Source organism: Saccharibacillus sp. JS10 (genome assembly GCF_024436065.1).
GTDB lineage: Bacteria > Bacillota > Bacilli > Paenibacillales > Paenibacillaceae > Saccharibacillus.
The window spans coordinates 390,104-415,253 of the sequence record NZ_JANFNS010000001.1 but is presented as its reverse complement, the minus strand read 5'-3'; the positions used below and the strand labels follow the sequence as shown (position 1 = coordinate 415,253).

Annotated in this window: 24 protein-coding genes; 18 read left to right on the top strand and 6 right to left on the bottom strand. The window is 45.2% G+C overall.

All coding sequences use genetic code 11. The features are described 5' to 3' along the window. The 4 genes from NOM90_RS01880 (at position 1) to NOM90_RS01865 (ending at position 2,431) form a co-directional block, all read left to right on the top strand. Positions 1–465: an ABC transporter permease gene (locus NOM90_RS01880; protein WP_255939562.1), complete on the top strand. Its 465-nt coding sequence runs from the start codon at positions 1–3 to the stop codon at positions 463–465. A 63-nt stretch (positions 466–528) separates the two neighbouring features. Next, on the top strand, positions 529–909 hold the full coding sequence (locus NOM90_RS01875) for a hypothetical protein (RefSeq protein ID WP_255939561.1): 381 nt from the start codon (positions 529–531) through the stop codon (positions 907–909). A gap of 3 nt (positions 910–912) precedes the next feature. Next, entirely contained in the window at positions 913–1,464 is a 552-nt protein-coding gene (locus tag NOM90_RS01870) for a hypothetical protein (RefSeq protein WP_255939560.1), read from the top strand. Next, positions 1,451–2,431: a hypothetical protein gene (locus tag NOM90_RS01865; protein WP_255939559.1), complete on the top strand. Its 981-nt coding sequence runs from the start codon at positions 1,451–1,453 to the stop codon at positions 2,429–2,431. Before NOM90_RS01870 ends, NOM90_RS01865 begins: the two co-directional genes overlap by 14 nt. 40 nt (positions 2,432–2,471) lie before the next feature. On the opposite strand, the gene NOM90_RS01860 is transcribed toward NOM90_RS01865, so the two are convergent. The 3 genes from NOM90_RS01860 to NOM90_RS01850 form a co-directional block, all read right to left on the bottom strand. Then, the gene (locus tag NOM90_RS01860; RefSeq protein ID WP_255939557.1) at positions 2,472–2,792 is read right to left on the bottom strand and encodes a helix-turn-helix domain-containing protein; all 321 of its coding nucleotides are present in this window, start codon (positions 2,790–2,792) and stop codon (positions 2,472–2,474) included. Between the two features lie 226 nt (positions 2,793–3,018). Beyond that, the gene (locus tag NOM90_RS01855) at positions 3,019–3,660 is read right to left on the bottom strand and encodes a thiamine diphosphokinase (protein ID WP_255939556.1); all 642 of its coding nucleotides are present in this window, start codon (positions 3,658–3,660) and stop codon (positions 3,019–3,021) included. Positions 3,661–3,700: 40 nt separating this feature from the next. Continuing rightward, positions 3,701–4,426: an alpha/beta hydrolase gene (locus NOM90_RS01850; RefSeq protein WP_255939554.1), complete on the bottom strand. Its 726-nt coding sequence runs from the start codon at positions 4,424–4,426 to the stop codon at positions 3,701–3,703. 277 nt (positions 4,427–4,703) lie between these two features. Here NOM90_RS01850 and pdhA point away from each other — a divergent pair, with 277 nt between their 5' ends. The 8 genes from pdhA to NOM90_RS01810 all read left to right on the top strand — a co-directional run bounded on the left by pdhA (position 4,704) and on the right by NOM90_RS01810 (position 15,626). Then, the gene (gene pdhA, locus NOM90_RS01845; RefSeq protein WP_255939552.1) at positions 4,704–5,771 is read left to right on the top strand and encodes a pyruvate dehydrogenase (acetyl-transferring) E1 component subunit alpha; all 1,068 of its coding nucleotides are present in this window, start codon (positions 4,704–4,706) and stop codon (positions 5,769–5,771) included. 119 nt (positions 5,772–5,890) lie between these two features. Beyond that, entirely contained in the window at positions 5,891–6,868 is a 978-nt protein-coding gene (locus NOM90_RS01840; RefSeq protein ID WP_255939551.1) for an alpha-ketoacid dehydrogenase subunit beta, read from the top strand. Between the two features lie 30 nt (positions 6,869–6,898). After that, the gene (locus tag NOM90_RS01835) at positions 6,899–8,578 is read left to right on the top strand and encodes a 2-oxo acid dehydrogenase subunit E2 (protein ID WP_255939550.1); all 1,680 of its coding nucleotides are present in this window, start codon (positions 6,899–6,901) and stop codon (positions 8,576–8,578) included. Between the two features lie 3 nt (positions 8,579–8,581). After that, complete coding sequence (gene lpdA, locus NOM90_RS01830) at positions 8,582–10,006, top strand: dihydrolipoyl dehydrogenase (protein ID WP_255939549.1); 1,425 nt, start codon at positions 8,582–8,584, stop codon at positions 10,004–10,006. A gap of 197 nt (positions 10,007–10,203) precedes the next feature. Beyond that, entirely contained in the window at positions 10,204–10,998 is a 795-nt protein-coding gene (gene thyA, locus NOM90_RS01825; RefSeq protein ID WP_255939548.1) for a thymidylate synthase, read from the top strand. A 9-nt stretch (positions 10,999–11,007) separates the two neighbouring features. Continuing rightward, positions 11,008–11,502, top strand: a complete 495-nt coding sequence (locus NOM90_RS01820) for a dihydrofolate reductase (RefSeq protein WP_255939547.1) — start codon at positions 11,008–11,010, stop codon at positions 11,500–11,502. Between the two features lie 157 nt (positions 11,503–11,659). Beyond that, entirely contained in the window at positions 11,660–13,147 is a 1,488-nt protein-coding gene (locus tag NOM90_RS01815) for a glutamate synthase subunit beta (protein ID WP_255939546.1), read from the top strand. A gap of 202 nt (positions 13,148–13,349) precedes the next feature. Beyond that, positions 13,350–15,626: a DNA topoisomerase III gene (locus tag NOM90_RS01810; protein ID WP_255939545.1), complete on the top strand. Its 2,277-nt coding sequence runs from the start codon at positions 13,350–13,352 to the stop codon at positions 15,624–15,626. 32 nt (positions 15,627–15,658) lie between these two features. Here the strand turns inward: NOM90_RS01810 and NOM90_RS01805 are convergent, their stop codons facing one another. Together NOM90_RS01805 and NOM90_RS01800 are read right to left on the bottom strand one after the other, a co-directional pair. Next, positions 15,659–16,423, bottom strand: coding sequence for an HAD family hydrolase (locus tag NOM90_RS01805; RefSeq protein WP_255939544.1), 765 nt, complete (start codon positions 16,421–16,423; stop codon positions 15,659–15,661). A 59-nt stretch (positions 16,424–16,482) separates the two neighbouring features. Then, positions 16,483–17,343, bottom strand: a complete 861-nt coding sequence (locus tag NOM90_RS01800; RefSeq protein ID WP_255940509.1) for an ArsR family transcriptional regulator — start codon at positions 17,341–17,343, stop codon at positions 16,483–16,485. A gap of 228 nt (positions 17,344–17,571) precedes the next feature. On the opposite strand from NOM90_RS01800, the gene NOM90_RS01795 reads away from it, so the two are divergent. From NOM90_RS01795 to NOM90_RS01770, 6 genes are all read left to right on the top strand, one after another. Then, the gene (locus tag NOM90_RS01795; RefSeq protein WP_370866549.1) at positions 17,572–18,747 is read left to right on the top strand and encodes an MFS transporter; all 1,176 of its coding nucleotides are present in this window, start codon (positions 17,572–17,574) and stop codon (positions 18,745–18,747) included. Positions 18,748–18,820: 73 nt separating this feature from the next. Further along, positions 18,821–19,546, top strand: a complete 726-nt coding sequence (locus NOM90_RS01790; RefSeq protein ID WP_255939543.1) for a phosphonate ABC transporter ATP-binding protein — start codon at positions 18,821–18,823, stop codon at positions 19,544–19,546. A gap of 54 nt (positions 19,547–19,600) precedes the next feature. Next, positions 19,601–20,905 carry a hypothetical protein gene (locus NOM90_RS01785; protein WP_255939542.1) on the top strand — a complete coding sequence of 435 codons (1,305 nt, stop codon included), beginning with the start codon at positions 19,601–19,603 and terminating at the stop codon, positions 20,903–20,905. A gap of 59 nt (positions 20,906–20,964) precedes the next feature. After that, positions 20,965–21,663, top strand: a complete 699-nt coding sequence (locus NOM90_RS01780) for a response regulator transcription factor (protein ID WP_255939541.1) — start codon at positions 20,965–20,967, stop codon at positions 21,661–21,663. Continuing rightward, positions 21,660–23,114, top strand: coding sequence for a sensor histidine kinase (locus NOM90_RS01775; RefSeq protein ID WP_255939540.1), 1,455 nt, complete (start codon positions 21,660–21,662; stop codon positions 23,112–23,114). The genes NOM90_RS01780 and NOM90_RS01775 overlap by 4 nt, the downstream gene beginning before the upstream one ends. A gap of 46 nt (positions 23,115–23,160) precedes the next feature. Beyond that, positions 23,161–23,676: a GNAT family N-acetyltransferase gene (locus tag NOM90_RS01770; protein WP_255939538.1), complete on the top strand. Its 516-nt coding sequence runs from the start codon at positions 23,161–23,163 to the stop codon at positions 23,674–23,676. Between the two features lie 83 nt (positions 23,677–23,759). On the opposite strand, the gene NOM90_RS01765 is transcribed toward NOM90_RS01770, so the two are convergent. After that, the gene (locus NOM90_RS01765) at positions 23,760–24,980 is read right to left on the bottom strand and encodes a glucose-1-phosphate adenylyltransferase (protein ID WP_255939537.1); all 1,221 of its coding nucleotides are present in this window, start codon (positions 24,978–24,980) and stop codon (positions 23,760–23,762) included. Positions 24,981–25,150: the final 170 nt, after the last annotated feature.

The following is a 25,150-nucleotide window of genomic DNA, read 5'->3' as shown; positions in this document are numbered from 1 at the left end:
ATGGGAAGCAATGCAACTTCGGGTCTGAAATTAGCGGCAGGTATTTTTCTAACATTGGCTTTGATTACAACGGTTGTCGTGATCTTTATTTCTTCGCAAGACGCAGCTAAAGAAGGCCAAACTCAATTTTCTACGATTCAGACGCAGCTCTCGCAAACTCGTTTTAATATTTATGAAAACACAACCTTATCCGGTAGCCAAGTCATGAACGCTGTTCGTCAATACAACAACGAAGCTCAGTTCGGCGTATATGTACAAACAGGCAAAGGCGGATCGACTTACTATGGCAGTCAATTCAATCAAACGACTGGCATCATCACAGGGGATACGAATAATACAGCCTTATCCCCTGCGCTTAACGAAGCGGACAACAACTTTATTAATCCATCGGGTAAATTCAAATCTTCTGTAGTGCGTGATGCTAACAATATGGTACGCGGTATTGTATTTGTTCAATCCAAATAAACAAAATTGTGCAGCAGCTCTTCGGTAAATCCGGAGAGCTACTGTCCGGGTTGGGAGTTCAAGATGAACAATACGAGAAGTTTTATAGAATTGGCAGCGATTCTCTTTTTATTTATTGGAGCTTGTACCTATACCGTAACGGTGATTGAATCGATCGAAAGCGGAACTGAACTTGTCTATAACTTGAATACGGATCGTGATCGACAAGTCAAAACCGTATATACCGGTATTTTGGAAGAAACGTACACGGGAGCGAATATCGTACATACGATTCGAAGCATGAAAGAAAGCGAAGTTGATGTGGAAGTGAACGGTGTACTTTATGCAAAGACTCAAGATTACGAAGAGTTTGATCCGAGCGTTATCGATTTAAAAAAAACATATCATGCGATCTATCAAAGAGATGCTTCCGGATCTTTAATCAAAATTGTATTTAGGGGCTAAACAATGAAATACATCACCGGTATATTTGCAGCTTTGCTAGCTGTACTGTTGTTATTTATGTATCCACTGTATGAGCAAGCTAGAAGTCAAGACAAACTCGCGAATATTACGATTCAAGGCGCGGCGACTCATTTTATTGATCGCACACGTACGAAAGGCTATATTACGCCTACGATGTATGAAGAGTTTAATGCTCAACTGGCGGCGACCGGTTATAGCTATGATGTTGAACTCAAGCATATGCACAAGCTAACCAGCCCTGATTACAGCGATCCGGCAAATACTTCGACTTTCCAAAATAGTTTTACGACGTACTATTCGGAATTTTATAATGAACAAATTTTGGCTGTGCTATTTCCAAATATCACATTGCCCAAAGATCATGCAAATCGAAGGTATACCCTGCAAGTCGGGGATTATATCGGGATTGAAATCGTAAATAAAAATCGTACAGCCGCTACGCAATTATGGGACTTTTTGATGAATGATAATACAGAAGGTAATTCGACAGTGATTATGAATTATGAAGGAATGGTTTTGTATGAAGATTATTAGTGCAGCGATTATTTTTGCAATGATCTTTTACCCTTTTTTCCAAATCCAATCGATGCATCTTAATCAGTTAGAACAGACCTTACAATTAACGGATCGGTATAATATTCTAACCAAAACAGCGATTCAAGATGCGGCGTTTATGTTGAACGAAACGGTGGATCAGCAATATGAAACCGGCTATGGATCGAAGAAGTTTTTTCGAGCGAATAAAGAAAGAGCGGTAGATGCGTTTTATCGAACACTTACTTTGAATTTTAATCTGAACAAAGATGCGATCACGATAGGAAATATTGCCGGATATATTCCTGCAATCGCTGTGATCGATTACGATGGATATTACATTTATGCAACAGAAGAGTTTGTAGACGCTAGCGGCCACACACAACTTAGACCGGTATGGTCGCCTAAAAAACCGTATTCTTATTCCGACAATCAAAATAATATGATTCAGTTTTCACTGGATGATTTCGTTAAAACGTATGATCGACAGTCTACAAGTTGGGTACAAGGTCAACGTAAAGAAGTTCAAGCTGCTACAAAAATCCCTTTACTACAAGACGCTGCTACATTTGAACAAGTTAGGCGCTCTACAATCATTCAAAATCTCCAACAAGATTTAGCTTATGTGATCCAGCGTCATAACCATTATGCTACACATTACGGAGTCGATTATGTGTTTACTTTGCCGCAAATTTCGCAAGAAGAGTGGGACAATGGTATTGACGATATTGGTATGATTGCTTTTATTCAAGGAATTCCAGTTGGAGATCGGCAATACAATCATTATGCTTTCGGAGGCGGATTGTTGAAAAAGAAAAAAACGATCTACGGTTATGTAGACCCCTCTACCGGCATCAAATATTATTCGCGCGAAGCTCCAACTGCACCTTATCGAATCGAAGAACGTTTTGAAAATGAAAAAGAGGCTGCTAGATTCGGGTATTTCCCTGTTACGCAAGGTCGGTAAAACCAAAAAAGCGAAGTTACCTAGCTAGTTAAAAATACAATTAAAATTTTGAAGTCGAGAAGCTTTTTAATAGTTCGATCAGATTTTTTTGTTGATCTTCGTTCATATGACTGAATAAATCAAGAAGTTCGCGTTCTTCGCTTTTTAGTGGATGTTCTAATAAATCATCGATAGGTAGTAGTTCAGAAAGAGGTAATCCAAGGGCTCGACTGAGGCTAGTTAGCGTATTGAGTCTGGGTGAGCGGCGATTACATTCAATATCGCTAATTGAAGATTGTGAAACGTTGGCTCTTTGAGCGAGTTCGACCGAAGAGAGATGCCGTGATTTGCGTAAATAGCGCAGTTTACTTCCGATGTCCATAAAGTCCGCCTTTCTTTGACAGAAATAAATAAGTATAGACAGGCTGCTCTAAGCTGTGTAACATCGATGATCACTTGCCCGCAAATAGAATATATACCGAATAGGCAGGCAAGGTCTACGTATTCTTTTTCCAAATAGAGAATAAGCGTAGCGATTGAAGTGAAAATTGAATATAAAATGCGAAAAAGGCTTTCTTCAATGAGATGAAGAGAGCCTTTTGTTAAGTTTAATCACGACTTTGAATAACAAATAATAACCCGCTATTGATTGAAACACGACCACTTGATCCGAGCAAACGATTGCTTACAGCAAGAGACTGACCTTGACGAAGAGTGGCATCCTCAAGGGGATAAGCAAATCCTTCTAACGTCACACCGCTAACTTCCATTGTAGCTGGCAAAAAAGAGACATATGTAAATCCGTGATCTTTTACAGTTAAAGAACTACCGGTAAGTTGGATATGGTTCCGCTGATCTTGAATACTACAGACTACTTGGTGATGCAGACCCTTAATCAATAATTGCATATTCGCAAGCGTATGGTCGAGTCTGCCGCCTGTTACACCCAGGATCACAATTTCGGAAGGGCGTTCTTGCAACGCTAATTCAAAAGCCAGTTCGGTATCCGTGTAATTTTTATCGACGGGATCGCAAGAATCGACTCTACCGCTAAATTCACGAATTTTTTGAATTTCTTCTTCTGATACAGAATCAAAATCGCCGACTGCGATATGAGGGCGTAAACCATGCTCAATTAAGAGCAAAGCTCCCCGATCGGCTCCTATTAATAAATCGTCTTTTTGAATAGCTTTCAAATAATCGTCGGTCCAATCTCCTCCAGAAACAATAACCACACGTTTTTCTTCCAAGACACACACTCCTTTCTCCAAATTAAGCGTTATAACAGGGTTAACGGGTTAAAAAGTATAAGAGTGCGTCTGGAAGTTCCTTTTGCCAAAATCCCCACAGATGTTTGCCGTCTTTTTCTGCGTATTGTACAGTTGCTGCTTTTTGTAGTAACAGATCCCGAGTACGTTGATTCAAATCAACAAAATCGAATGTGCCGTGATCGGTCTCGTACGCATCTTCTTGAAGCCCGACAATCATATAGATATCCAGCCAACTTAAGTCGGATTCGCGAGCAATAATATTTTGAGATTCTTCATAATAAGCGCCGGAAAGACTGATGATCCGAGGGAACTCGCCAGGGTATAGCAGGGATAGGTGCAAAGACATCGAACCGCCAAGCGAATCACCTGCAAGCAAACGATTTTCCGAACGCGCGCGATATTTTTGTTCAACAAAAGGAATAATTTCTTCCATGATACAACGCACATAAGCTTCATGGCGATTTCCGAAAGGAGCGTATTCAGCCGTCCGCTTTTTCACGTCAACTTCGATTCCTACTATAATGAAAGGTTCTACGCCTTCATCCAAAATCAGTTGATTTGCGGTTGTAGCAATACGTCCAAAGTTGAAAAATTCTTCACCGTCTTGGCAATATACGACGGGATAGCTTAAAACTTCGTTGTAGCCGGGAGGTAAGTAGATTCGCAAACTTCTTTCTTCATCTAAAAAAGTACTGGCAATCACTTCTTTTACAATCGTGCGTTTGAGGTAGCGGGAATCGGTCATCAGAACTCTCTCCTTTTATATGTTTTAAAGCTTCATTTTGCACGTGCTTTACATGGCGTGCGCGAATGCGGTAAGATGAAAACGTTGTGGATGAACAGGCAAGAAATGTTCGGACTATCCTTCTTGTTATAATAATATGATTACCCTGTTATATATACAATATAAGAAATTGATGAACAAATATGCTCAATTTCTTTGACTACGCTATGCAACAGGTGTATAATAATGATATAACAGAGGGACATGATATTCAAATTTTTTATTGGGGTGAAAAATAATGAGCAAGGTTCCTTACGAAGTATATACGGAAGACGTTGAAGCTCTTTCCGTTCTTTCGCCAGAAGGCGAAATTGTTAACGAAGCATTAATGCCAGAATTGACTGACGACCAACTGAAAGAAGTTATGCGTCGTATGGTATTTACCCGTACTTGGGATGAAAGAGCCATTAATTTGGGTCGTCAAGGTCGTCTTGGTTTCTACGCACCGGTATCCGGTCAAGAAGCTACGATGATCGGTAGTGAATTTGCACTGCAAAAAGAAGATTTCGTTTGCCCGGGTTATCGCGATATTCCGCAACTCGTATGGCACGGTCTTCCATTGTATCAAGCTTTCTTGTATTCTCGTGGACACCAACATGGTGGACAAATTCCAGAAGGCGTAAACGTATTGATGCCGCAAATCATCATCGGTGCACAAATCCTGCACGCAATGGGTATTGCAATGGGCTTCAAACTGAAAAAACAAAAACAAGTTGCGATTACCTACACAGGTGACGGCGGTTCGTCCGAAGGCGACTTCTACGAAGGTCTGAACTATGCAGGTGTGTACAAATTGCCTGTAATCTTCTTCGTACAAAACAACGGTTATGCAATCACGACTCCGTTCGCGAAGCAAACCGCTGCTCTGTCGATCGCTCACAAAGCGGTTGCAGCAGGAATCAAAGGCGTTAAAATCGACGGTATGGACGTTCTCGCGGTTATTAAAGCGGTACAAGATGCTGCTGAACGCGGACGTAATGGCGAAGGTGCAACATTGATCGAAGCTGTTACTTACCGTTTCAAACCACACTCCCTTTCCGATGATACTTCCAAGTATCGTACGAAAGAAGAAGAAGGACAATGGAGTGAGAAAGATCCAATCACTCGTCTTGCGAAATACCTGGAGAAAAAAGGTCTTTGGACAGCAGAAGACACAGAACGCGTTCGCGCTGAAGCGAAAGAAACTGTAGCTGAACAAATCAAAAAAGCTGAAAAAACAGAGAAAATGACTGTTTCCGGCTTGATCGATTCGATGTTCGAACATACACCTAAACATCTGGAAGAGCAAAAAGCAGACTTCCAATAAAATAATCGGTTCCGATTGAGTATCTGAATGATGCTCAATCGAACCTTTTAATCATGCATATTATTTTTACGATATAGAGTGTTATCCATCGAACGTAACGTTAAGGAGGAAATGTAGCAATGGCACAAATGAATATGAAAGAAGCAATCCGCGACGCAATGCGCGTGGAACTGAACCGTGACTCTAACGTTCTGATCTTCGGTGAAGACGTAGGTAACGTGGGTGGCGTATTCCGTGTAACAGAAGGGCTGCAAAAAGAATTCGGCGAAGAGCGCGTATTCGATACTCCACTGGCTGAATCCGCAATCGGCGGTATGGCTGTTGGTCTGGGCGTACAAGGCTTCCGTCCAATCGCAGAAATTCAGTTCGTTGGCTTTATCTTCGAAGCTCTCGACCAAATGATCGTACAAGCGGCACGTATGCGTTACCGTTCTGGCGGTCGTTACAACTCGCCGATCGTATTCCGTACACCTTTCGGCGGCGGCGTAAAAGCAGCTGAGTTGCACACTGATGCACTTGAAGGTCTGCTCGTACAAAGCCCGGGTATCAAAGTTGTGGTTCCTTCGAACCCTTACGATGCAAAAGGCTTGCTGATCTCTGCAATCCGCGATAACGATCCCGTGTTCTTCATGGAGCACTTGAACTTGTACCATGCTTTCCGCGCTGAAGTTCCGGAAGGTGAATATACAGTTGAATTGGGTAAAGCTAATGTAGTTCGTGAAGGTTCGGACGTTACGATCCTGACTTACGGCATGTGCGTACACACTTCGGTTAAAGCTGCTGAACAACTCGAAAAAGACGGCATCCAAGCTGAAGTTATCGATCTTCGCACATTAAACCCACTCGACATCGACACGATCGTAACTTCGATCAAAAAAACGAACCGTGCAATCGTGGTTCAAGAAGCTCAAAAAACTTCCGGCGTAGCTGCTGAAGTGATTGCGCAAATCAATGAAAAAGCAATTCTTCATCTTGAAGCTCCTGTCCTGCGTGTTACTCCTCCGGATACGGTTTACGCGTTCGCGCAAATCGAGGATGCATGGCTGCCTACACCGGAGCGTATCATCACGAGCGTTAAAAAAGTTCTTGAATTTTAATTTGCAATAACCAGAAGGAGGTAGTGCAACGTGGCAAAATTTGAATATAAATTCCCAGAGCTCGGCGAAGGTCTGCATGAAGGCGAAATCGTCAAAATGCACATCAAAGCTGGAGACAAAGTAACAGACGACGACATTATCATGGAAGTTCAAAACGATAAAGCCGTTGTTGAAGTACCTTGCCCAGTAAACGGTACAGTACTTGAAGTTCGCGCAGCAGACGGTGAAACTCACCATGTTGGCGACGTTATCGCAATTATCGAAGCAGAAGGCGAACTGCCAGAAGGTTCGGAAAGCGCTCCTGAAGCAGATGCAGCTCAAGAAGCAAACGCAGCAGTAGGCGGAGCAGATACAAGCGCAGCTTCTTCTCCTGCAACAGCTGATCCTTCGGCATCGCAAGGTTCGGCTTCCGGCAGCAACAAATTCGCTTACAAGTTCCCAGAACTTGGCGAAGGTCTGCATGAAGGCGAAATCGTCAAAATGCATATCAAAGCTGGAGACAAAGTAACAGACGACGATATTATCATGGAAGTTCAAAATGATAAAGCTGTTGTTGAAGTGCCTTGCCCGGTAAACGGTACAGTACTTGAAGTGCGTGTAGCAGACGGTGAAACCCACCATGTCGGCGACATCGTAGCAATCATCGAAGTTGAAGGCGAACTGCCAGAAGGTTCGGAAACGGTTGAAGATTCCGCTCCTGCTGCTGAAGCAAAAGCTCCAGTATCGGCTCCTGCGGCTGCTTCGACTGCGGGCGCTCCAAGCCGCGAAGTATTGGCTACGCCAAGCGTACGCAAATTCGCTCGCGAAGAAAGCGTAGACTTGAGCCAAGTTCAAGGCACAGGCAAAAACGGCAAAATCTCGCGTGAAGACGTTGAGAACTTCAAGAAAAACGGCGGTCAAGCACCAGCTGTTGCTTCGACTCCTGCAGCTGCACCTACAGAAGCACCGGCAGCGAAAACAGAAGCTCCTGCAAAAGCAGCATCGGCTCCTACAGCGATTCCTGCGGCAGCAGACGAAGAGCGCGTACCATTCAAAGGTATCCGCAAAGCGATTTCGAACGCTATGGTTAAATCCGCATACACAGCACCGCACGTTACGATCATGGACGAAGTAGACGTAACAGAATTGGTTGCTTTCCGTACGCGTATGAAACCACTTGCTGAGAAAAAAGGAGTTAAAGTGACGTATCTGCCATTCATCGTCAAAGCTTTGGTTGCTGCGGTTCGTGAATTCCCAGCTCTGAACGCTTCGATCGACGAAGCAGCTAACGAGATCGTATACAAAAAGCATTATGATATTGGTATTGCAACAGACACAGAAAACGGTCTGATCGTACCTGTTATCAAAGATGCTGACCGCAAAAGCGTGTTCAAGATCGCAGAATCGATCAGCGATTTGGCAAAACGCGGCCGCGAAGGCAAGCTTGCTCCGAACGAAATGAGAGGCAGCACGATCTCTATTACGAATATCGGTTCCGCAGGCGGTATGTTCTTCACACCAATCATCAACTATCCAGAAGTTGCAATTCTCGGAACAGGTCGCATTAGTGAAAAAGCGATTGTCAGAAATGGCGAAATCGTAGCTGCACCAATGATGGCTCTTTCCCTCAGCTTCGACCACCGTCTGATCGATGGCGCAACTGCACAAAATTGCATGAACTATCTTAAATCCCTGCTCGCTAATCCCGAGCTGATGGTAATGGAGGTATAAACAATGGTAGTAGGAGACGCTTCCTTAGATATCGACACATTGGTAATCGGTGCGGGACCTGGTGGCTATGTAGCCGCTATCCGCGCTTCTCAATTGGGACAAAAGGTTCTTATCGTGGACAAATCCGAACTCGGTGGTGTCTGCCTGAACCGTGGTTGTATCCCTTCTAAAGCTTTGATCTCGGCTGCACACAGCTACGAAAACGCGTTGCACGGCGATGCTTTCGGCGTAACGGCAACTGACGTTAAAGTTGATTTCGCTAAAACTCAAGAATTCAAAAACGGCGTTGTTAAAAAAATGACAAACGGCGTAAGCGGATTGTTGAAAGGCAACAACGTTGAAGTCTTCAACGGTGAGTGCATGTTCATCAACCAAAACGAAGCACGCGTATTCAACGATCACGAATCGCCACGCTACCGCTTCAAAAACTGCATTATCGCTACAGGTTCCCGTCCGATCGAACTTAAGCCTTTCCCATTCGGCGGACGCATTCTGTCTTCGACAGAAGCTCTGAACTTGCCAGAAATTCCGAAAAGCCTCGTTGTAATCGGCGGCGGTTATATCGGTGCAGAGCTGGGTCAAATGTACGCGAAATTCGGAACGAAAGTTACGATTATCGAAGGTCTGGATACCGTTCTTCCAGGCTTCGACAAAGACATGACTAACCTCGTTTCGAAAACTATGAAGAAAAACGGCATTGAGATCCATGCAAATGCTAAAGCTGAAAGTGCTACACAAACCGATAAAGATGTAACTGTGAAATTCTCCGTTGGCGGAGAAGATAAAGAAATCACAGCAGACTACTTGCTCGTAACGGTTGGACGTCGTCCAAATACCGATGGCGAACTGGGTCTGGATCTGATCGAAATCGAACTGGACGAGCGTGGTCTGATCAAAGTCGACGAACAAGGTCGCACAAACATTCCACACATCTTCGCAATCGGCGATATCGTTCCGGGTCTGGCATTGGCGCACAAAGCTTCGTATGAAGGTAAAGTTGCAGCAGAAGCAATCGCAGGACATTCGTCCGTTGTCGATTACAAATGTATGCCTGCTGTAGTCTTCACGGATCCAGAATGCTCTAGCGTAGGTCTGACTGAAAAAGAAGCAAAAGAAAAAGGCTTCAACGTAGTAGCAGGTAAATTCAGCTACGGCGGTAACGGTCGTGCTGTATCCTTGAACCACCCAGAAGGCTTCGTGAAAATCGTTGCTGAAGAAAGCACGGGTGTTGTCTTGGGTAGCCAAATCGTAGGTCTTGAAGCGACAAACATGATCGCTGAAATGGGTCTTGCTGTCGAAATGGGCGCAACTCTTGAAGATCTGGCTCTGACTATTCACGCTCACCCAACATTGGGCGAAATCGTGATGGAAGCAGCTGAGTTGGTTCTGGGTAACCCGATCCACGCAATTGCTCCAAAAAAACGCTAAAATAAACGTTCTTTTTCAAAAGCGGATGCCCTAGCGGCGTCCGCTTTTTTTATTACGAAAATCTATAAAAAAGCTATATTGAAATATGTATGTTAACAAGATTACATGGTAGACTAAACAGACGATAAGTTGAAAGTACGTTTTGTACTGAAAGTTGTTTTTAGGGTTTTGGATATTTTGGGATAGAGGTGGAAGCTTTGCGTAAATATTTAGATTTATTGCAAGATGTTTTGGATAATGGTACAGAGCGAGGGGACCGTACGGGTACAGGAACGGTCTCGGTATTTGGACGTCAATTGCATTTTGATTTGAACGAAGGGTTTCCATTACTGACTACAAAAAAACTGCATTTGAAATCAATTGTGCATGAACTGTTATGGTTCCTTAAAGGCGATACGAACGTAGGCTATTTGCAAGAAAACGGAGTCCGGATCTGGAATGAATGGGCAGACGAAAACGGAGAGTTAGGGCCGGTATACGGTTCGCAGTGGCGGGCTTGGGAAGCACCGGATGGTCGCAAAATCGACCAAATCTCGCAACTGATTCATTCGATCAAAACAAACCCCGATTCTCGCCGACATATCGTAAGCGCATGGAATGTCGCAGAGATCGATCAGATGAAGCTGCCGCCTTGTCATTTGTTGTTCCAATTTTATGTCGCGAACGGCAAGCTGTCTTGCATGCTGACGATGCGTTCGGTCGATACGTTCCTGGGATTGCCTTTCAATATCGCAAGTTACGCGCTGCTTACCCATATGATTGCGCAGCAATGTGATCTGGAAGTGGGCGAATTCATCTGGTCGGGCGGGGATGTCCATATCTACTCTAACCATATCGAACAAGTCAAAACGCAATTACAGCGAGAGCCAGGCGAGCTGCCGCAGCTTAAAATTTTGCGTAAACCCGATTCGATTTTCGATTACCAGTTTGAAGATTTCGAATTTGTTGATTATCATCCACAACCGGGCATCAAAGCTCCGATTGCGATTTAGGAGGAGCACATGTCTGTAATTACATTGATTTGGGCACAAGACGAACAAGAATTGATTGGAAAAAACAATACAATGCCATGGCGGCTTCCGGCAGATCTTGCTTATTTTAAAAGTCAAACAGTAGGTAAAGCTATTGTGATGGGGCGTAAAACTTGGGAGTCTTTTGGTTCCAAGCCGCTTAAAGATCGCCAAAACATCGTGCTTACACGAAATAAAGCTTTTCAAGCCGAAGGGGCTACCGTCGTTCATTCGATCGAAGAGGCGTTACAGATGGCAGAGAGCGAAGAAGTGATGATTATCGGCGGCGCCGAAATTTATGCTCTTTACCTGCCGATCGCGGATCAATTGCGCGTCACTCAGGTGCAAGGTACGTTCGAAGGAGATACCTTTTTCCCATCGTTAGATAAGTCGGCTTGGAAATTAGTGTCTTCGGAAAAAGGAATCGTCGACGAAAAAAATAAGTATGAACATGAGTTTCAAGTTTACGAGCGTTCTGTGAATTAAAAGCAAAAAATGCGAATGAATATTCACAAAATGCAAATTAATTTCCGCATAGTCTATTTCAAACGATCTTCGTAAAATGATAGTATGGTTGAAATATATCGCTTGTGATAGAATAGATAAAAAAATTAAGAACTTATGCGGATGGGGGAAACGTTTCATGTCTACACCTACTGGATTTATGGAATATAAGCGGCAACTGCCGTCAGATCGCAGCCCGCTTGAACGCGTGAAAGATTGGGAAGAATTCCATAAACATATGTCGGAAGAAGAATTGCGTACTCAAGGTGCTAGATGTATGGATTGCGGTACGCCATACTGCCATGTAGGCGTGAATATGAGCGGTGGCACTTCGGGGTGCCCGGTACACAACTTGATTCCGGAATGGAACAACTTGGTGTATCGCGGATTGTGGAGAGAAGCACTTGACCGTTTGCATAAAACGAACAATTTCCCGGAGTTCACTGGACGTGTATGTCCGGCTCCTTGCGAAGGATCATGTACCGTTGGTCTGATTGGTCAACCGGTTACGATTAAATCGATCGAAGAAGAGATCATCGAACGTGGTTTTGCAGAAGGTTGGGTACAACCTGAACCGCCAAAAACGCGTACAGGCAAAAAAGTCGCAGTCATCGGATCGGGTCCTGCAGGTCTGGCATGTGCGGCTCAATTGAACAAAGCAGGTCATCATGTGACGGTTTATGAACGTTCCGACCGTGTAGGCGGGCTTCTGACTTACGGCATCCCTTCGATGAAGCTTGAGAAAAACGTCGTACAGCGTCGCGTCGATCTGCTTGCGGCTGAAGGCATCACGTTTATCACTTCGGTTGAAATTGGTAAAGATATCCCGGCTCAACAACTTACCGATGAATTTGATGCGGTGGTACTTTGCGGCGGTGCAACGAAGCCGCGAGAATTCAACATTGAAGGCAGTCATCTAAAAGGCGTAACGTATGCGATGGACTTCTTGAATGGTACGATTAAAAGTTACCTGGATTCTAATCTGGAAGATGGTAACTATATTTCAGCAGCCGGCAAAGATGTAATCGTAATCGGCGGCGGCGATACAGGATCTGACTGTGTAGCGACTTCGCTTCGTCACGGTTGCAGCAGTGTCACTCAATTCGGTACGCACAAAAAAGCACCGCTTGAGCGCGATATGAAAGCTAACCCTTGGCCACAATTCCCGAATGTGTACACATTGGATTACGCACAAGAAGAAGCGAAAGCGATCTTCGGTGACGATCCGCGTGAGTTCTCGATCATGACGACTAAATTTGTCGGCGACGAAGAAGGCAATTTGAAAGAACTGCACACTGTACAAATTCAACGTACCGTTGATGAGACTGGACGCAAAGTATATGCACCTGTTGAAGGTACAGAGCGCGTCTTCCCGGCTCAAATGGCATTGATCGCAATCGGATTCGATGGTCCGGAACAGACCCTTGCTGAGCAACTCGGTCTGCAAACGGATCGTTGGACAAATGTAAAAGCGAAATACGGCGAATACCGTACCAATTCCGAAAAAGTCTTTGCTGCGGGCGATATGCGCCGTGGACAAAGTCTGGTTGTATGGGCAATCAACGAAGGTCGCGAAGCGGCAAGAGAAGTTGACAAGTTCCTGATGGGCGCTACCGTATTGGTATAATCGGCTGATGAAAAACCACTCTGCGCAGAGTGGTTTTTTTGTGCGATTATCGGGTTGAAGAGAGGCATTCAATCAGTAGCGGAAAATAAGGCTACATGCTAAAATAAGAGTTCGGATACAAAGGTCGTAAGTCATGTGGCTAAAAAGGTCGGGAGACGTACTCTCGACCTTTTGCTTGCTGTATTCCACAGGAGGAGATAATGTGCAACTCATCATAGCGGAAAAACCCGACCAGGGAGCGAAGCTGGCGGCACCGTTTAAACATAAAAAAACGCAGGGATATATTCAGATCGAAAAATGTGCGACATTTCCCGATGGCGCTTATGTCAGTTGGGCAGTCGGTCATATTTGCGAATTGGTTCCGCCGGAAGAATATGATCCGTCTTATAAACGCTGGAGTCTGGATAGTTTGCCTATTTTGCCCGGTAAATTCAAGCATCGGATTACTCCAAGCAAAGCCAAACAATACAATTTGCTTAATGAACTTTTAAAACGTCAGGAAGTTAAAGAGATCATTATCGCAAGCGATGCGGGGCGAGAAGGCGAATATATCGTACGGATCGTGATTCAGCTTAGCGGTGTGAAAAAGCCGATGAAACGTTTATGGATTTCGTCGTTGACACCGCGAGCGGTGGAGCAAGGTTTTGCCAATCTCAAAGAAGAAATCGAAACACGCAATCTGTATTACGAAGCCGTCAGTCGTTCTTGCGCGGATTGGCTAGTGGGAATGAACGGTTCACGCGTTTATTCGCTACTTTTTCAGCGTAGAGGCGTGCAAGGCGTATTTTCTACAGGACGCGTTCAAAGCCCGACTTTAGCGTTGATCGTAACGCGGGAAAAAGAAATTTCTAATTTTAAGCCTGAGCCTTTTTGGGAAGTGAAAGCGAAATTTGCGTTCGGCGATGCGGAATATGAAGGATTATGGTTTAAAGGGGAAGAATCTCGTCTGAAAACACCCGAAGAAGCCAAAGAAATCGCGGATCGTTGCGCAGGCAAAGAAGCCGTAGTGGAGTCGATCGAAACGGAGCGCAAAGAGTTTCAACCTCCGCAGCTGTTCTCGTTATCGTCTTTGCAAGCTTCGGCGAACCAAATTTTCAAATATTCGCCGCAAGATACGCTAAGTGCGCTGCAACAATTATACTTAGACGGTTATATCTCGTATCCGCGTTCGGATTCGTCTTATGTGACCGATGAAGAAGCCAAGCAATTTCCCGATATTTTAAAAAAGCTGAGTGGATTTCCGCAATTAAATACGTTTTTGCCGCCACCGAAAAAGACGTTGATCGGTAACAAACGATACGTCAATGCGTCCAAAGTCGGCGATCACTATGCGATTATTCCGACCGAGCAAGTGCCGGCTCCCGGTAAGCTGCAAGGGATGAATTTGAATTTGTATCTATTGATCGCAAAGCGGCTTATCGCGGCTCATGAAGAAAAAGCAATCATCGATTATACCAATCTCATTACCAAAGTCGATCAGTTAGATACATTCGTGACTAAAGGTAAAGTGATTGTGCAAGAAGGCTGGCGCAAAGTATTGTATGAACCGACTCCGAAAAAGAAACCAAAAGCCGGAGCCAGCGAAGATCATTCAAGTAACAAAGAAGAAGACGACGAAGATTTATCGGTGCTCCCACCTGTACAAAAAGGAAATACCGGGCATGTCGCCGATATTCAAGTCAAAGAAGGCAAAACACAGCCGCCAAAACGGTATACCGAAGGCCAATTGATTACATTGATGAAAACGGCTGGGAAACATTTGGACAACGCGGAGTTAGAAAAAGTGCTTCAACGTACCGAAGGTCTAGGAACGGAAGCAACGCGAGCGAATATTATCGGCGGACTGAAAGACCGTCAATATATCGAAGTGCGCAAAAATATGGTGTACGCGACGAACAAAGGCACAGTACTCATCGAAGCACTAGGGGAGAGCGTGCTCGCTTCTGCTGAGATGACCGCAAAATGGGAACAGCGGTTAAGCGAGATCGGCCAAGGTCAAGAATCTCCTAAAGCATTTATGGAGCAAGCTCAGCGATTGGCGCAAAAGATCGTATCCGATGCGCTTGCCGCTGAAAAGGAATGGATGTTCACGGTAGACATGCCAAGCGGCGAACAGCGCCCTGCTTTCAATAAAAGCGGATCTTCAAACGGAGAAGGCGCGAAAGGTAATACAGGTCATGCCCAATCTGCTGAACTTGGAACTTGTCCGATCTGCGGCAAAGCAGTCGTCGACAAAAAGAAATTGTATGGATGCACAGGCTATCCGTCTTGCGCATTTACGATTTCCAAAAAAATTCTCGGCAAATCGATCTCGGAAAGTCAGGTTAAACGTTTGCTGGATAAAGGTCAGACGCTTATGCTTAAAGGGTTCAAAAAAGGCGAGCGTTCTTTCGATGCCGCATTATCTTGGAATGCCGAGCAGAAAAAGCTTGATTTCCTGTTTGCGGATCGCGTAGAGAAAAAAGAACCAACGAAATAAAATTCTTTATATTAAAAAAACGGGCCCTTTGATCAAAGGGTCCGTTTTTGAGGAGAGATTTGGGCGAAATTCGTAATGATTTCCGGTACTTCCGGAAGTTTTAAAATCGTATGCAGCGTGCCTTTGGAATTCGAATCCAGATCAATCATGTTGTATGCCCATTCGTTTTCTTGCTTGAGATAGATGGCATTGATATCTGCGTTAAGAGCAGGAGCAATATCGGTACGCAGCGAGTTCCCGATCATCCAAGTCGTGCTGCGCGGCAAAGATTTTTGGAGCAAAATGCCTTCAAGCGCTTGGACATTTTTATGCTGGCGAATAAAGATGTCGGAACCAAAATACGTGCTCAGCTTCATTTGGTCGATTTTACGTTGCTGAATTTGATCTTCGCCGCCTGTATAGAGGTACAAGGAATGTCCGTCGCTGCGAAGTTGTTCTAACGTATCGACCATACCCGGATACGCTTCGACTTCGTGATCGTAGACGCTTAGACCCAGTTTCATCAGTTGTGCTTCTTCTGCATCGCTACCGATCCGATTATAGGCTTTATTGAAATACCGGTAAGTGGCAATCAGCGATTCCGGAAAATGATGACTGGCAAAACCTACGACGTGAACGCCGGCAATATCGATTTCCAGTTGCTTTTCGCGCACTTGCTGCGCTTCTAATCCGTAAGGGGCAAACCAGCGTATCATTCGATCGATGTATTCGTCTAAAATCTGATCGAAATATCGATTGCAATAAACTAACGTATCGTCCAAGTCAAAAATTAAATGTTGGTGTTCGGTGCCTAACATGGGCTATTCACTCCTTGTGTGCTCCCATGAGGCTCGGCTTAATGGTTCGGAGAAACCGGTCAAAGACGTAGGTACGATTCCAGAAACATTTGCAATTCCGATGCCCCATCGGGACGAATACTAAATTTTTCATTGAATTGTTCGCCAATATGCGTGCGAAGCAATCCGGCTGTACGAAGTAATACCATATGATGCTTTAGCGCTTCGGCAGGTTGCTTCAGGTCGCGTTCCATTTCCATCAAAGACCGCGGCTGATCGGCAACATAACGCAGCAACTTTAACCGATCCGGAACCGCCAAAGCGCGCGTCATACGCAGAAGTACCGTTGGCGGCTCGTCTTCTTGTTCTTGAGGCACATCGACCGGATATTGAATCAATAACGTATTTTCGTAAAAGCAATACGTATTCATCGGACGATTATGCACGGTTGGGAACAAGATGACGGTTTTGAGATCGAGCGGCGTTTCGACAACGAGACCGCCCGATGCGTATTCCACCAATGCGCTAGCATCCATTTTAAGAAGGAGTTCGCGCTTTTCAGTCGCATCTTCTTCAATCAAAGGAATAATGGAATGTTGAATATTCTTAAAGTAATAAGTATACCATGATTTCAATAGTGGCGTGTAGTCGCGTTGAATACGAGATACATCTTCTTGAGTGAGATCTGGCAACTGGGAAGAAATTCGCTCCAACAATTGTTCAGCAGGCTCAGTCAGCAATCGATCCAGAAAAGCCGGAATATTTTCTTCGGCTTCGCGTTCGATGACAAGCGCGTACAGCGCATCAAAATCGAGAAACGGCCACTGCGCGGCTTCCGCAAACCGTGCGCGCAATTCGATTGGCATTCCCGCTTCCGCTTCAGTCGACCATGTAGCGCCGATATCGAGGTTTTGTAGCCATTTTTTTGTGGTATGAACCATAAAGCTACCGAGAAGTTCATAGATTTCGGATACATCAATTTTGACGTTATAGTTATTCAAGTCGCGACCTCCTATGATCCCTAAATGCTTGATCGATTGGATCGATGAAACAGATCTCTTTTGAACTTATTATGTATGGTTTTGCTTGAACTTGTCCACTACTATTACAAGGGTTACGCGCAGCGGTAGGTATACCGGCTTATGCGCACGAAAGGAAGGAATCTTCTGTTGGCTTCTCGCTCTGCTTTTTCTTATTATATCTTGCTCGGGATCGTCGTGATGGCGGGTCTGAGTCAAGGGTTGTTACTGCCTTTATTGTCGATCTTGCTTGAAGAACAAGGCGTATCCGCTTCAGTCAACGGGCTGAACTCGGCAGCTTTGTATATTGGATCATTTGCGATGACATTGGTCGCTGAACGGTTGGTTGGCGTCGTCGGATTCAAAAAGTTACTGATCGGCGGCCTGCTTATGGTCTTGATTGCTTTGCCTTTGTTTCCGCTTATTCCGAGTATCGGCGTATGGTTCGTACTGCGCTTGATTGTCGGAGCAGGCGATAGCGCATTAAACTATGTCGCGCAGCTTTGGGTTTTACTCGTCACACCTGCCGAAAACCGCGGTCGGAATTTATCGCTCTACGGCATGTCTTACGGAATCGGATTTAGCGTAGGGCCGCTTGGGATCGGGTTGATCGACTATGGCGATTATGTTCCGTTCGTTGCATTAGCCGTTCTGTTTTTGTTGGTTTTGATTCTTGTCATGCGTTTTTTGCCGGAGTATAAGCCAGAACGCGATTTGCAAGAACATAAAGGCTTTGCCAGATTCCCGCGTATTTATCGGTATGCTTGGTTTGCGCTGATCCCGGCATTTTTGTACGGCTATATGGAAGCTTCGCTTAACGGAAACTTCCCGGTCTACGGATTGCGCGTCGGTTTTGTCAAAGAAGATATTGCGCTGCTCCTGCTGGGCATCGGAATCGGTGGATTGATTTTGCAATTACCGCTCGGCATGTTAAGCGATCGTTACGGTCGACGCCCTATTTTGATCGCAGCCGGAATCTGTGGCGGGTTGCTGTTTGCTCTGGTTCCGCTTGCCGGAACGCATTTTTGGGCAAATATGGCGTTGTTCCTGGTTGCCGGTGGTCTAGTTGGATCGTTCTATTCGCTCGGAATGGCTTATGCGGCAGATTTGCTACCTAGAGCACTCATTCCTTCTGCCAATGTGGTCGCATCGTTCCATTTCAGTCTTGGCAGTATGGTTGGACCGGGAATCGGAGGATTTGGCATGCAGCATGGTTCACCGTTTTTGCTTTTTTGGATTATGGGCGGTGCTTATATGTTATTTGGTCTGATGGGATTCTTTTTCCGAGGCGGCTCTGTGAAAAAGTTCGAGAAAAAGACCTCCTGACGTGGCATTTAGCGAACGTTTCGGGGTACACTAGAGAAGTGAAGTTTACCAAGTCAGGGGAGTCGGATAGCGTATGATTAAGGTGAGAGGCTTAAAAAAGACGGTAACTAGTGATAAAACGTCGATCCTTAAAGGCATAGACTTTGATTTGGTTCGCGGCGAATTTGTAGCAATCGTCGGTGGGAGCGGCAGTGGGAAAAGTACCTTGCTTCGCTGTCTAGCTCTGCAAGAAGATTGGGATGGCGGTAGCTTTATCGTCGACGATCTGGATGTATTCAAAGCAGGATGGAGCGGCAAGCGTCGTATTCGCAGAGAATGGGCGTACTTGAAACAAAATCCGGATCTGGATCCGAATCGTACAGCACTCAAAAATGTATTGATTGGTCAAGTTGGACAGACTCCGGCATGGCGACGTTTTACGGGGATGGTTCGAACCGACGATTATATGGGCGCGATGGATACTATCGAATCGTTCGGTTTATTGGATAAAGCCAAATTGAAAGCCGGTAATTTGAGCGGCGGTGAACAGCAGCGGATTGCCACAGCTCGGGCGATGGCTCATGGAGCTAATGTGCTGCTCGCGGATGAGCCGGTAATCGGGCTCGATCCGCATACCGCTGATCATGTACTGGGCATGTTGAAAAATTTGTGCGAAACGCAGGAAACGACGGTCGTCGCGGTGCTTCCTATAGAACTTGCTGAACGGCATGCAAGCCGAATATGGGTGATGGAAGAAGGCAAGATCATTCTGGACGTTCGCGGTCGTCGCCTGACTACAGCGGAGAAAAGCCGCTTATAATCAGATTTCGGCATCGTTTGACCGGCGCCTAAGCAGAAAAGAGTGAGCAAAAGGATGAAAAAATTTTGGTTAAGCCTTGCCGGGACATTAGGTCTGCTTTTGTTGTCAGGATGTAGCGATACGTTATCGCTTCCTGATCCGACTACGCTGATCCAGCCGCCGCGTCTACCCGCTGACAAAGAAGCGCTGCGTAGTACGATCGACCGTCAGCTCCCAGCGGGAGCCGTGGAAGTACGAGCGCGCGATTCCAAAGATACAAGCGCGATCCGTTATGAAGATCTGGATGGCGACGGCGTAAACGAAGCGATCTTATTTTATAAACCGGCAAACAGCGGAGAAAATCTGCATGTGATGATCTTGCAAGATCAAGACGGAACTTGGGTAAAAGTGCTCGATATCGAAGGAGAAGGCACCGTGCTCGACAAACTGGAATTCGCGGATATTTCGGGCAACGGCGCGGTCGACATTTTGGCAGGATACAGCACGGAAGGCGAAGATCCGTTATTCGGAGGCAGTAATATCCTGATGGTCTATTCGTACGTCAATTCCGAAGTGAGCGCATCGCTCGAGAAACTTGGCAACAAGCTTGCCTATTCGGCATTTTCACTGATTGACCTGAATGGAGACGGCAAAAGCGAACTGTCGTTAATTAACTTGCGATCCAATGTCGGAACCGATATCAAAACGTATCAGTTCGAAGACAACAATTTCAAAGAACTTTCTTCGATCTTGCTTCCAAACAAAACGGTCACCGGATATTATAACGCGACTTCGGGTGAAGTGGCACCTAACCAAAATGGGCTGGTACTCGATATTATGATCGGTTCCGGTTCTTATACGCAGATCGTCGTCATGAAAAATGGTATTCTGCAATCGGTACTTAGTGAAGATGCAGCCTTCCGCGATGGATGGGTCAAAAGCGAAGATGTGAACGGCGACGGAATTATTGAAATCGGATTGCTCAGTGTTCCGGACGGATGGAGTTATTTCGAGAATAAAGAAGATATTCCGATGCTTACGTTATACAGTCAATGGGACAAGAAAAAAGGATTGGATCCGGTGATGGAACAATATCGTGACCCGGGAGGCAGATTTGTGCTTCAACCTTTCCCCGGAAAGTTGTTGAAAAACGTAACGCTGGATACGGTATCGATCATGGATAAATATTTGAAATTCGTTCGAACAGATAACCGCGAATGGATTGAAGAAGTTCGCTTTTTCACACCGGCGCAATGGCAAAATGAATCTGAAGATAAAGGCTGGATCAAGCTTTATAGTACCAGCAGTCAGGTCATCGCTTACCGGGTGAATTCGAATGGAGATTTGGGCGTGCAAAAAGCAGGCGTTCCTGCAACCTGATCAATCGTTCATATACCAAGAAAAACAGACGGATGTTCAGATCCGGGAAGGGGAGCCTTATGAGTAAAGTGTTGATTTTGGAAGATGAAGAATCGATCCGCAGTTTTATTGTCATTAACTTGAAGCGTAATGGATTCGAAGTGTTGGAAGCCGGAGAAGGAAACGAAGCGTTGCATATTTTGCAAACTGTTCCGGGTATTGATGTGGCACTGCTCGACGTCATGGTTCCGGGAATCGACGGATTTGAGGTATGTCGCCGGATTCGAGAAACGAACGAACGAATGGGCATTATCTTTTTGACTGCGAAAGTGCAAGAACAAGATAAAGTCTATGCGCTGTCTGTCGGTGCGGACGACCATGTAAGCAAGCCTTTTAGCCCGACAGAATTGATTGCGCGGATTCGCTCTTTACTGCGCCGTGTCAATGTTCATCAAGAAACAGCGGCTAAAGTTACTTTCGACTCCGGCCCGTTCAAGCTGGACTTGATTTCCAAACAATTCAAAAAGAACAATCTGGCGATCGAATTGACACCGACCGAGTTCTCGTTGATTCAATTCTTTTTGGAAAAAGAAAATACGCCGCTTAGCCGGGATGTATTGCTCGATCACGTATGGGGCAAAGAATATATGGGCGATCCGAAGATTGTAGACGTCAATATCCGTAGACTGCGCCAAAAGATCGAAGACAATCCATCCGAACCGGAATACTTACAAACGGTATGGGGGCACGGGTATAAATGGAAAGGTCAAGGTCAATGATTAAGAAAGGCATCGGCAGGCAGATCGTCATGCACTATTTCATCGTCATCTTCCTGGCGCTGATGCTCGTGGAAGTGGTGTTTTTGTTTGCGATTCGTGCCTATTATTACGATACGATCTACAATATGATTTCAAGCCATATCGATGTGACGGTGCGAAGTGCTTTAATTTCGACGAGTGCAGGCGATTATGGGGAGATGGAGTACCTGACGCAAATTTTGAGTCTGCTCAAACTGCCGGATGCGGAACTGCAAATTTTGAATAGTACAGGTGACGTACTGATCAGTTCTTCAGGCTTTCGCGCGGACAAACCGGTTCAAACGAGTGATATTCCGCAAGCTTTGGCTTCGGGTAACACCGCAAAATGGATCGGACGTCAAGCGACAACAGGAGAACCGGTTATGGCAGTGACGACGACGCTCCAACCGGGCGGCGGTCAAGTCTATTTGGCAAGATTCGTCACCTCGATCGAAAAAGTTAACCAGCGATTGCTGGAGATTACGTTTGTTTCGATGTCGATTATCGTGGGGATCATGGTCATTGTCTTGATTGTCAGTATCGGATTGGCGAACTCGATCGTTAAGCCGATCAACAATATTATTGCGGTCTCCGCGCAGATGGCAAAAGGGCGATTCGATGTCAGAGTCGAAGGGGATTATCGGTACGAGCTGGGAGAGATGGGCTCGACCTTGAACTATATGGCAGAAGAAATTGTGCGAAGCAATCAGATTAAAGACGATTTTGTTTCTTCGATCTCGCACGAACTTCGAACGCCGCTTACTTCGATCAAAGGATGGAGCGAGACGCTGGATTCCGGCGGATACGATCCGGACGAGACAAGGATCGGAATGGGCATTATTTCGAAAGAGACAGAAAGATTGATTGGCTTGGTCGAAGAGCTGCTAGACTTCTCGAAGCTGCAACAAAATGAGATGAAACTTACGATGACGCATGTCGAACTGAAAGAACTTTTGAAAGAAATTGTTCTGAATGTATGGGCGAAAGCGGAACTCAAAAAAGTTCATTTGCGTCTGGAAGCAGACGAAGAAAGTTTTGCCGTGTATGGCGACGCCAATCGGTTAAAACAAGTCTTTTTGAATATTGTAGATAATGCGATTAAATTTTCTCATGAAAATTCGGTTATCGTCCTGCATATGACGCGCGAAGAAGGTTGGGTGCGTACAGCGGTGCAAGACCAAGGAATCGGTATCGATGAAGAAAATCTAAAACGAGTGAAAGACCGCTTTTTCCAAGTGAATACACAAGGCGGCGGAACAGGTCTTGGGCTTGCGATTACGCAACAATTGGTCGAACTGCATGAGGGAGAGCTCGATATGACGAGTGAACTTGGTGTAGGGACGACAGTTAGCGTGAAACTGCCGTTGCTGGAAGCACAAGAAGTCAAAACGGAGTTACCAGCTCCGCAGCCCGATTCTACAGAAGATGTGTGAATCGAGCACTACTGTTATGAGTTATCGAAAGCAGGGTGAACTTACAATGGAAGTTTACGATTCTTCTCTAGCGATTCGCGAAGCTTCGGTCTCAGACGCTCCGATTTTAGTAGAGATGTTGCAAGAAGCAGCGCAAGCGATGGTGGAACAAGGAATTGAACAATGGAAGCCTGAAATGTTTAACGAAAAGACAGTCAGCGAATACTTTGTAAGTCGAAGAGTGTTTATTTTGGAAAAAGAGCATCAAGCTGCGGGTCTGTTCACGCTCCAAAATAGCGACCCCTCCTATTGGGAAGAGTTGAATGATGAAGATTATTTGTATCTGCATCGTTTGACGGTTCGCTCGGCTTATCGTGGACTTCATTATGGAGAATTTATGATTTCTTTTGCTGAGCAAGAAGCAATACGTCTTCATAAACGTGGTTTGCGGCTAGATTGTGTGAAGCATCTGCCTACGCTGAATGAGTATTATCGACGATGCGGGTTCCAGTGGATTGCAGAGCGTGATTTAAAGCGAAGTGTAGGTGGACGTTACGTCAATCTATATGAGAAGGTCTTCTAAAAAGACATGAGAAAAGCCTTTCCCGGTATAAAGATCTAGTCGGGAAAGGCTTTTTTAGAACCGATTGCTCGGAATTTTTCGAATTAAGAAGACAATCCTTCAGCGCGGCGTAAAGCCACAGGCTCGAATGTTTCGGTTAATGTATGCACGGCTACCGTTTGAGGGTGAATCACAGGTGTTGCTTCAACCACTTCATTTGGACCGATCATCAAAATGTTTTCCTGAGTTCCAGAAACAACAGCACCATCTTCAATAACGGCACCTTCACCGATAATGGCATACTGAATTTTTACATTACGTCCGATTGTCGCTTCTGGCATAATCACACTATCCATAATCGTCGAGCCTTTACCAACTTCAACATCTCGGAACAAGACCGAATGTTTGATCGAACCTTCGTTGATGCAAGCTTCGTGAACCATCGAGTCAATTGGAGAAAGAGCGAGAGTACGACGGAACAATGCTGGACGGCTTTCTTGACGGTACGTATACATCGGCCATTCCGGTTTGTTTAAGCTGAATTGGCTATTATCGCCGAGCAAATCCATATGAGCTTCCCACAGGCTGTTTGCTGTGCCTACGTCTCTCCAATAGCCAGCAAAAGGATACGCCGTCAATTGCGAACCGTCTTGCAGCATCAAAGGAAGCAGGTCTTTACCGAAATCATGACCAGATTCTTCTTTATTAGCGTCTTCGATCAAATAGTTACGCAGATACGACCATTTGAATACGTAGATACCCATCGAAGCAAGACTGCTCATCGGTTCTGCAGGTTTCTCTGTGAAATCCACGATTTTCATATCAGCATCTGTTGTAATGATACCAAAACGATGCGCTTCGTTAAGCGGAACTTCCATGACAGACAACGTAGCATCTGCACCGGAGTTGTTATGAGCTTCAATCATTTCTGCGTAATCCATATGGTAGATATGATCACCGGACAAAATCAGTACGTGTTCCGGATTTTGGTTATCGATATACGCGATATTTTTAGTAATGGCATCGGCTGTTCCGCGATATTCGCCTTGTTTACCAGGTGGCAAAAGAGCGATCTCGCCGCTTTGTGTATTGATTTTCCAAGGTGTGCCGTCTCCTATATGGTCATGTAACGATTCAGCTGCATACTGAGTCAGTACGCCTACTGTGTCGATACCTGAATTGAGGCAGTTGCTGAGAGGAAAATCGATAATACGGTAGTGCCCGCCGAAAGGTACGGCAGGTTTGGCGATCGTAGACGTCAGTGGGGCCAATCTGCGACCTTCTCCTCCTGCCAGCAACATTGCGATGCAATCTTTCTTTTCCATGTGAATTTCCCTCCCGTGATGTATGTCAACATGAGGTATAATTAAACGGAAGAACCTAGCTTTGAAACCATGAAAACTGGAATTGAATAGCATTTTCTTGTATTTATTTTTTTCGGTATCATTTTATTCATTGTCTGCAAAATCGGGTAATAAAACTATTGATCTGTTTT

What these genes read in the sequence shown, in the direction of transcription:
- NOM90_RS01865 (WP_255939559.1), top strand. Translation starts at nt 1,451, where the DNA reads ATGAAGATTATTAGTGCAGCGATTATTTTTGCAATGATCTTTTACCCT.
- NOM90_RS01815 (WP_255939546.1), top strand. Translation starts at nt 11,660, where the DNA reads ATGTCTACACCTACTGGATTTATGGAATATAAGCGGCAACTGCCGTCA.
- NOM90_RS01770 (WP_255939538.1), top strand. Translation starts at nt 23,161, where the DNA reads ATGGAAGTTTACGATTCTTCTCTAGCGATTCGCGAAGCTTCGGTCTCA.
- NOM90_RS01840 (WP_255939551.1), top strand. Translation starts at nt 5,891, where the DNA reads ATGGCACAAATGAATATGAAAGAAGCAATCCGCGACGCAATGCGCGTG.
- NOM90_RS01875 (WP_255939561.1), top strand. Translation starts at nt 529, where the DNA reads ATGAACAATACGAGAAGTTTTATAGAATTGGCAGCGATTCTCTTTTTA.
- NOM90_RS01820 (WP_255939547.1), top strand. Translation starts at nt 11,008, where the DNA reads ATGTCTGTAATTACATTGATTTGGGCACAAGACGAACAAGAATTGATT.
- NOM90_RS01860 (WP_255939557.1), bottom strand. Translation starts at nt 2,792, where the DNA reads ATGGACATCGGAAGTAAACTGCGCTATTTACGCAAATCACGGCATCTC.
- NOM90_RS01805 (WP_255939544.1), bottom strand. Translation starts at nt 16,423, where the DNA reads ATGTTAGGCACCGAACACCAACATTTAATTTTTGACTTGGACGATACG.
- pdhA (WP_255939552.1), top strand. Translation starts at nt 4,704, where the DNA reads ATGAGCAAGGTTCCTTACGAAGTATATACGGAAGACGTTGAAGCTCTT.
- NOM90_RS01790 (WP_255939543.1), top strand. Translation starts at nt 18,821, where the DNA reads ATGATTAAGGTGAGAGGCTTAAAAAAGACGGTAACTAGTGATAAAACG.
- NOM90_RS01800 (WP_255940509.1), bottom strand. Translation starts at nt 17,343, where the DNA reads ATGGTTCATACCACAAAAAAATGGCTACAAAACCTCGATATCGGCGCT.
- NOM90_RS01785 (WP_255939542.1), top strand. Translation starts at nt 19,601, where the DNA reads ATGAAAAAATTTTGGTTAAGCCTTGCCGGGACATTAGGTCTGCTTTTG.
- NOM90_RS01775 (WP_255939540.1), top strand. Translation starts at nt 21,660, where the DNA reads ATGATTAAGAAAGGCATCGGCAGGCAGATCGTCATGCACTATTTCATC.
- NOM90_RS01880 (WP_255939562.1), top strand. Translation starts at nt 1, where the DNA reads ATGGGAAGCAATGCAACTTCGGGTCTGAAATTAGCGGCAGGTATTTTT.
- NOM90_RS01850 (WP_255939554.1), bottom strand. Translation starts at nt 4,426, where the DNA reads ATGACCGATTCCCGCTACCTCAAACGCACGATTGTAAAAGAAGTGATT.
- NOM90_RS01765 (WP_255939537.1), bottom strand. Translation starts at nt 24,980, where the DNA reads ATGGAAAAGAAAGATTGCATCGCAATGTTGCTGGCAGGAGGAGAAGGT.
- NOM90_RS01870 (WP_255939560.1), top strand. Translation starts at nt 913, where the DNA reads ATGAAATACATCACCGGTATATTTGCAGCTTTGCTAGCTGTACTGTTG.
- lpdA (WP_255939549.1), top strand. Translation starts at nt 8,582, where the DNA reads ATGGTAGTAGGAGACGCTTCCTTAGATATCGACACATTGGTAATCGGT.
- NOM90_RS01780 (WP_255939541.1), top strand. Translation starts at nt 20,965, where the DNA reads ATGAGTAAAGTGTTGATTTTGGAAGATGAAGAATCGATCCGCAGTTTT.